This is a genomic window from Arthrobacter sp. P1_B4 (assembly GCF_056406555.1).
On the sequence record NZ_JBFTZW010000118.1, the window covers coordinates 1 to 7,419 of the forward strand.

Consider the following 7,419-nt stretch of genomic DNA (forward strand, 5'->3'; position numbering starts at 1 on the left):
GGACGAGAACAAACAATTCGAAGACTTGCGCACTCACCGCACCCGTGCAGCGCACCTGAGCGGCGGCAGCCTGGGCGCCTACACCGCGCTTTACGTTGGCGTCATCCTGGTTGCCCTCCCATTGCTCGGCCCGGCAACAGCATCATGGGTAGGACCTTTCGCCTCATCTCTGTGCATAGCCCTGATAATCCTTCTCGCCGGCTGCTGGATCGCCTACTCGTTCGTCCAGGACCAGCACGACATGGCACGCGCGGCCACCCGTCTTGCGTTCTACGAAGAAGCCCTCAAAACCCAAATATGAAAATCACCCCCTGAGAACCAGGGCTGATGCCCGAAACCGCAAACTCTTCGCGAGATTCAACTGGACCTCAAGCTGTAGCTGCTGGGCCTAGAGGAGGTACCGGTAAACCGTGGCGCGGGAGACTCCGAGCATCTTGCCGATGTCGGAGGCACTGACCCCTTTGCCCTTGAGTTGTCTGACCCGGGCAGCGGCCGCGTCATCGACTTTGCGGGGCCTTCCGCCGTGGCGGCTGTTGGCCGCGGCCGCTGCGAGGCCGGCTCTTGTGCGTTCGATCATCGTGTCACGCTCCAGTTGCGCGAACGCGGCCATGATCGTCAGCATTGCGGTGCCCATGGGCCCGGTAGTGTCGAGTCCTTCGGTCAGGGCCCGGAAGCCTGCTCCCCTCTCCCGGATGTTCTCGATGATGTCCAGGACGTGCCTAGTGTTGCGGCCCAGGCGGTCCAGTTTCCACACGGTGAGTACGTCGCCGGCCTCCAGCCGGTCCAGAGCTCTGGACAGCTGAGGGCGTTCCACCGTGGAACCGCTGACGCCGCTATCGGCGAAGGTCCGGGCTGCGCCGGCGGCCTGGAGTGCAGTGAGCTGCAGATCGAGGTTCTGTTCCGCGGTGGAAACCGTCGCGTACCCGATAACGGCCACGGCCGACCCACCATTCTCTTAATCCCGATCAAATTGCCTTTATGAGGCAATCTGTTGTTGGACGGCATTCTGAGACTGTGGAAGGGCGTGTCGAACCGCCAATTCCTCGCCATTCCTCACGCCACCTCAAAAGCAATCCGAGCGTCTCAGTATTGGATCCTTTTCAAGACGGTACGGCCAGCCCGGCGGTGGCATGCATGACTGAGGACTTCGAGTGCCATTTCAGAGCTTCACTCCTGACGAGGTTCCCGAAGATTTGTTGTGTCGCCGTGCGGAAGTGCAAGTCGCCTGAGAGCTCCTGTGGCGTCACCCGGACTTCGTGGTCCCGGCACACCTCGAACATCTGGCGAGGATGTTCTGCGTCGGCTGCCGGCCATCGAGCAGAGGAGTCCGGCGTGACGTCTGACCGGCGCTGTTTTAGGGGACTGAAAGGGTGCGTGTGAGCTGCTGGGCTGAACGCTGGACCATGTGAGCGAGGGCCTCTACGTCGAGTTCGGGCAGGCGGAGTCTGGTGACGGTGGCGGTGATGGATCCAGCGATGGTGCCGTCGACGAAGTAGGGGGCACTGACGCCGAAGGCGTCGGGAATGCGCTCACCCTCGCCGGTCGCCCATCCGCGCTCCCGTATGGTTTGGAGATCGTTTTCGAGGGCTCGCCGGTCTGTTTGGGTGCGTTCGGTGAGGGGTTCGAGCGTGAGCGCGTCAAGATCACCGGGGGGACAGTGGGCGAGAATGGCTTTCCCGCCTGCGCCGGCGTAGAGGGGAATAGCCACACCTGAAGCAAGACCGTAGTGCAGAGGCCGGACGCCGTCCACCACTGTCGTCATCACGGCCTGTCTGGTGTCGGCATGGAATTGGATGAGTCCGATGGTTTCACCGGATTCCTTGGCAAGTCCGCGGAGAATGGGATGTGCGACAACAGCTGTGTCCACCGAAGGACCCAGATGGGCTGCCCAGTGAAACAGGCGGGGGCCGGGGTGCAGTGTGTCGTGGTGCTGCAGAGCCAGTCCTGTGGTCAGGGCGGTGGAGACCAGGCGGTTGGTGGTGGCTATGTTGGCTCCAATTCCGCGCGCGAGCTCGTAGCCGGTGGGCAGCCCGTCGGGTTCGGCAACCAGCGCGGTGACCAGACGGGCAAGGCGTTCCACGGCAGTGGAACCGGGAGGGTACGTGATGGGTGTCAGATTCCCCGATGCTTGATTTCCGGCACATGCGGCTTCGATGTCGCGGGCCGCTTGCCGCGCCATCGGGCCGAATCGGGCAAGGTCCTCGTCGCCGGTGAGAAAGCGTGGACGGGTGATCGAGACGGATCCGGTCAGTCCGTGACATTGAAATGACGCTGCAGCACCCGCGGCCAGGGGAAATTGCTGCCCGACGCTGATCGTGTATCCGGCGCGGCGGTCCTCGGTGAGGAGTCGTTCCAGTTCGGCGCGCTCGGTGACGGTATCGGGAGTGTGCGCCTCCAGCTGCCGTTCACCCAGGGCGCCGATTCCCAGTCGGCCCAGGATCGAGCGGCCGGTTGCGCCGGCGTGGAGGGGCAAGACCGTCCCGGGCTCGAGCAGATACTTGATGGGTCCGGGCCGCCGCCGGCAAGCGACAACAACGGCGCTGGGTCGTGGTGCGTCGTGAACAGCGATAAGGACAGTCGCATCGGATTGTTCGCCCAGGCGTTCAATGATCGCTTCAGCGCTGCGCAGCAGCGGGTGGCGTGCGTGCAGTGCGGCACCTAGGACACGCAGCCGCGGTCCGACCTGATAGTTTCCGTTGCCGCTGACGGCCGCCAGCCCGTGTTCTTCCAGGCCGAGCAGGACACGGTTAACGGTGCTGCGGCTCGCGCCCAAGGCCAGTGCGAGTTCACGTACGCCGGTCGCATCTGGGCGGGTCACCAAGGCGTGCAGGACCTCAACAATGCGCTCGTTCCCTGCTACGCCACTCTCGCTGACCACGGTTCCACCACTCTCTTGATACTCCGGGTCCCCCTCGGGGCCGGATCTGCTTTCACCACGCTACCGTCAGCGAAGGCGGCAGCGGTGGAGGGACAGACGCATTCGTCCCCGCCATGGGCGCTTGACAGCACACCATGGCGCACATCACACTTGAAATACATATTAGGACACTGTCCCATTTTTTATAGGAGCAAAGATGCCCCAGGTTAGTCAGTCCGTTCCCCCGGTAGCGGACGCCGTTCATCTGAAAAAAGCGAAGAAGGCCACCGCTGTCGCGGCGTTCGGCACCTTCATCGAGTACTACGACTTCAGTGTCTTCGGCTATGTCGCCGCGACGCTCGCCGTGGTGTTCTTCCCCAGCGGCGATCCGGTGGCGGGCCTGCTCAATACCTTCCTGGTCTTTGGCACGGCCTTTCTGGTCCGGCCGCTGGGCGCGATCTTCTTCGGACGCATCGGGGACCGCTACGGCCGGCGTGCCAGCCTCATCGGCTCGGTCATCCTGATGAGCGCAGCTGCCGGGTTCACTGCGCTGCTGCCGACGTACGCGCAGATCGGTATCTGGGCACCGATCCTGCTGGGCCTGCTGCGGATGCTGCAGGGTATGTCCGCAGGCGGTGAGATCGGCGGCGCGGCCACCTATATCCGCGAGTGGGCCCCGGTCGAGCGCCGCAACCTCTATATCTCCTTCATTCCCAGTGTTGGTGTCCTCGGCAAGGCCGGCGCTGCGGGACTGGCCGCCCTGGCGGCCACGTTCGTGCCCGCGGCGGAGATGGAGTCGTGGGGATGGCGGATCCCGTTCCTGCTCGCGATCCCGCTGGGCATCCTCTGCCTGATCATGCGGCTCAAGATCGAGGACAGTCCTGAATTTACCCAGAGCGCGGGCAAGGGCCAGACGACCCGGACCCCCGTCGCTGAATTGTTCCGGAACCACCGCTCGCGCCTGRCGAAGGTCTTCTTCATCTCCCTTGTGCAGAACATCGGCACCTACCTCGGCACCGTCTACGTGGCCGTCTACTTCAGCACCGTACTGCACTTCTCCAAAGCCGAGGCAGCGACCATAGTCCTGATCGCCGTCACCGCCGCGGCGCTTCTTATCCCCCTCGCCGGCCAACTCGGCAGCCGCATCGGCAGCAAACGCCTGCTGACGGCCTCCTACATCGCCTACATCGCGCTCACGTTCCCCTCCTTCATGCTCATGAATGCCGGCTCGGTGTCGCTGGCGATCTTCGGACTGCTCCTCGGCATGGTGCCCTACGCCCTCTGCCAGGCCGGCACCTACGCGGCCATGCCGGAGTTCTTCCCCGTCGAGGTCCGCCACACCGGCGTCGCCTTTGGCCACAGTGTCGGGGCCGTGCTCGGCGGTGCCGGCGCCCCGTACGTGGCTACCTGGCTGATCGACAGCACGGGCAACAGCATGATCCCGGCCTACATGCTCATCGCCTTCGGCGCCCTGGGCCTGGCCGTGCTGCTCGGCACGGTACGCAAGAACACCCTGACCCCTGCCTCCCATCTCTACCGCTAGGAACACCGTGCCGACCTTTTACGTCTCTGACGAGATCCACACCGATGTGCTGGCAGAACTCAGCGCGCTGGGCCAGGTCCATCTGGGCTACGGCCCGGACGCCGTCCGCTACCAAGACGTCCGCGACGGTATTGACGCCGTCCTGCTGCGCGCCGAACTCTTCGACCGGGAAAAGATCGACAGTTCCCCCCGGCTGCGCATCATCGCCCGCCACGGAGTAGGAACGGACAACGTCGATATCGAGGCGGCCACCGACGCAGGCATCTGGGTGACCACCACTCCGGGCAGCAACAGCCGCGCCGTCGCCGAGCACGTCTTCGCCCTCCTGCTCTCCCTGGCAAGGAAGGTCCCCTACGGGGCCGCCCAAACCACTTCCGGGCAATGGGCGTCCGCCAAACCCCAGATGAACGGCTTCGAACTGCACGGCCGCACCCTCGGACTGCTCGGATTCGGCAACATCGCCCGCATGGTCGCCGGAATTGGGCAGGGATTCGGCATGCATGTCCTGGTCCACGATCCCTTCGTAGAAGAATCCGCCATCCAGGCCGCAGGTGCCTCTCCGGCGACTATCGATGAGGTTCTCGCCGGCTCTGACGTTCTCAGCCTGCACATGCCGCTGACCGAACAGACCGCCCAAATCATTGATGCCGAGGCCCTGGCACGAATGAAGCCAGGATCGGTGTTGATCAACACCTCCCGCGGCGGCCTCATTGATGAACAAGCCCTGGCCCGGGCGTTGCAGGACGGCCATCTGGGCGGGGCCGGGCTCGATGTCCTTGAAGGGGAGTCCGTGGACATGAAGGACCCCATCGCACACTCCAAGATCCAGATCGCAGGGGTGCCGAACCTGATCGTGACCCCGCATGTCGCCGGCCAAAGCGAAGAGGCCTTTCTTGCCGCCGGAAGCGGCGCGCTGCAGGCCATCCGGCAGGCCCTCGCCGGCCAGCGGCCAGCACACGCAGTGAACACCATCGCTGCCCCCGCCCACGCCTAACAGAGGGAAGAACGTCGTGCCGTCCCACCAGCCGGCGCGCATGCCCGGCCCGAACCAATCCCTAGAACCGCTTCATTGCGTGACGCAGCGGCCCAAATTCGCACCGATCGAGCTAGCGAGAGACACCATGTTTATCGACGCATCAACCAAATCACTCACCGTCAGCCCCCGTCCAACCAACGCTCCCTCAGGGCTCATCAAAAGCCTGAAGAGGTACCCCACAGCCAATGTCGGTGACGCCATGGACCGGCTCAACCTCATGGACACCGGCATCGCATCACAATGGGCCAACGCCCGGTGTGTGGGTCCGGCACTGACCGTGCTGACCCGGGAGGGCGACAACCTGGCCATTCACCGCGCCCTCGACGACGCCGAACCCGGTGACGTGCTGGTCATCAACGCCCTCGGAGGAACAACACGGGCCGTATTCGGCGATCTCCTGGCCGAAATCTGCCTCGCCAAAGGCATCGCCGGTGTCATCATCGACGGACTGACCCGCGACCGCGCGGCAATAAGGGAACTTGGCCTGCCCGTCTGGGCCCGCGGGGCCTCACCGGCAGGACCCGCCAAATACGGGCCCGGCGCCGTCTCCGTGCCGGTGGCCTGCGGCGGCACCGTCGTCAACCCCGGCGACCTCATCACAGCCGACGATGACGGGGTCGCCGTCATACCCGTCGAACGCGCCCAGGGCATCCTCACCAGGCTCGCGGACATCGACAAATTCGAGGAAGATCTCCGGGTGAGAATACGGAACTCCGCCGTACGTGCAGCAGCGCCGGCCATGGCAAGCACCAACTAAGAACCCCAGCGGCGCTCATCGTCTAACCCGCCGCCATCACCACCTCCCCGACTCCCGGCCGGGATGTCATCGACAGAAACACCGGTGGCCTCTGTGGCATAAGCCCAGAGGCCACCCCCGGCCACGCCGCATCAGGTCCACTTCCGCATCGCCCACCAAGACCGAGGAAAACGAGAGATGACCAGATACCGCCATCACGAATGGGCACGCCTCATCGGCGCCCCGGTCGAAATCCAGAAACATGGGGAAGTCATCCGCACAGGGATCGTCGACGACGCGATGCCCGACTCCTCCATGATCTGGATAGCATCCGACGAAAAGTCCACCAGGACACTCTTCGAAGCCGCTCAAGGCTTCCAGGTCTGGGTTGAACCCAGACAACTCGAAGGAATCTCCTCCTACCGCATGACCACTGGCGCCCTTCACGACTAAACCGCTTCGAGCCGGGAGTGCGGTCAGCAAATCGTGCACCGTCCTGCATTTTGTCAACGGCCGTCTGCATCAAACGGCAGCTACTACAGCGCTGAGGCCCACTGAAGTCGATTTCGGCGCTATCTCCAGCATCTCAAATACGATCGTATTTGAGATGCCAGGGAGACGACCGAAACCGATTGGGCTTCGACGCTGCAGTGGTTGCCGTTTGGTGCAGAGACGTTTGACGGCGGCCACGGCGGCTGAGTGGGCGATTTTCCCGCTCACCAGATCCTGATGCCAAGCGTTCCGCCACGGTCAGCAGCGCCGGATTGTGGGCATGGATCGCAGCGCCCGAATCGGAGGACATATCGTCGCCGTCCAGTCCGTCATCCCTGCGGCGCAGCCAGTACGCCCAACAATCTCCCCCGCCATGCTTGCTCTTGAAACGAATGCCCAGAGGCAAGCTCCCGTCGTCCAGCTCCTGGTCGCGGATCCACGTGGCGATAATGGTCGTCGCCGCCCGGTTCTCACCGTGGAGGACGCCGAGGGTGAGCTGAGATATGCCGAGTTCATCGCTGATCTTCTCGCCGATACCGCCCCCTAGACAATATGAAGTGTGGTGGTTGCCTGAAGTAGGACTGGAMCCCCGGGTTCAAAGAGATTCGTGGGTTGCCGGCCCACGGTCTGTTCCGCATTCTGGTGCGGGTGTGGACTGGTAGAGCCACATTTGAACGTCTGGAGGTTCCAGCCATGAACAAGCGTACCTACGTCGGTTTGGATGTCCATGCGCGCAGTGTCAAGGGTTGCGCGAT

8 protein-coding genes are annotated in these 7,419 nt (G+C 63.7%); 6 read left to right on the top strand and 2 right to left on the bottom strand.

Translation table 11 applies throughout. The annotated features are described in order from the left end of the window. Positions 1 to 301, top strand: a 301-nt coding sequence (locus AC1D1W_RS19045) for a hypothetical protein (protein ID WP_476944501.1), incomplete at its 5' end; no start/stop codon positions are given. Between the two features lie 87 nt (positions 302 to 388). Here the strand turns inward: AC1D1W_RS19045 and AC1D1W_RS19050 are convergent. Both AC1D1W_RS19050 and AC1D1W_RS19055 read right to left on the bottom strand, forming a co-directional pair. Next, positions 389 to 937 carry a recombinase family protein gene (locus AC1D1W_RS19050; RefSeq protein WP_476944502.1) on the bottom strand — a complete coding sequence of 183 codons (549 nt, stop codon included), beginning with the start codon at positions 935 to 937 and terminating at the stop codon, positions 389 to 391. Positions 938 to 1,354: 417 nt separating this feature from the next. Next, the gene (locus AC1D1W_RS19055) at positions 1,355 to 2,878 is read right to left on the bottom strand and encodes an IclR family transcriptional regulator (RefSeq protein ID WP_476944503.1); all 1,524 of its coding nucleotides are present in this window, start codon (positions 2,876 to 2,878) and stop codon (positions 1,355 to 1,357) included. A 196-nt stretch (positions 2,879 to 3,074) separates the two neighbouring features. Here AC1D1W_RS19055 and AC1D1W_RS19060 point away from each other — a divergent pair, with 196 nt between their 5' ends. The 5 genes from AC1D1W_RS19060 (at position 3,075) to AC1D1W_RS19080 (ending at position 7,211) form a co-directional block, all read left to right on the top strand. After that, positions 3,075 to 4,400: an MFS transporter gene (locus AC1D1W_RS19060; RefSeq protein WP_476944504.1), complete on the top strand. Its 1,326-nt coding sequence runs from the start codon at positions 3,075 to 3,077 to the stop codon at positions 4,398 to 4,400. A gap of 7 nt (positions 4,401 to 4,407) precedes the next feature. Beyond that, a complete protein-coding gene (locus AC1D1W_RS19065; RefSeq protein ID WP_476944505.1) occupies positions 4,408 to 5,394 on the top strand; it encodes a hydroxyacid dehydrogenase in 987 nt (328 codons plus the stop codon). Positions 5,395 to 5,521: 127 nt separating this feature from the next. Next, on the top strand, positions 5,522 to 6,193 hold the full coding sequence (locus AC1D1W_RS19070; RefSeq protein ID WP_476944506.1) for an RraA family protein: 672 nt from the start codon (positions 5,522 to 5,524) through the stop codon (positions 6,191 to 6,193). Between the two features lie 177 nt (positions 6,194 to 6,370). Further along, positions 6,371 to 6,625, top strand: coding sequence for a hypothetical protein (locus AC1D1W_RS19075; protein ID WP_476944507.1), 255 nt, complete (start codon positions 6,371 to 6,373; stop codon positions 6,623 to 6,625). Positions 6,626 to 7,037: 412 nt separating this feature from the next. After that, a complete protein-coding gene (locus tag AC1D1W_RS19080; RefSeq protein ID WP_243181387.1) occupies positions 7,038 to 7,211 on the top strand; it encodes a hypothetical protein in 174 nt (57 codons plus the stop codon). Positions 7,212 to 7,419: the final 208 nt, after the last annotated feature.

Coding starts and splice junctions, on each gene's coding strand:
- AC1D1W_RS19075 (WP_476944507.1), top strand. CDS start 6,371: ATGACCAGATACCGCCATCACGAATGGGCACGCCTCATCGGCGCCCCG.
- AC1D1W_RS19070 (WP_476944506.1), top strand. CDS start 5,522: ATGTTTATCGACGCATCAACCAAATCACTCACCGTCAGCCCCCGTCCA.
- AC1D1W_RS19080 (WP_243181387.1), top strand. CDS start 7,038: ATGCTTGCTCTTGAAACGAATGCCCAGAGGCAAGCTCCCGTCGTCCAG.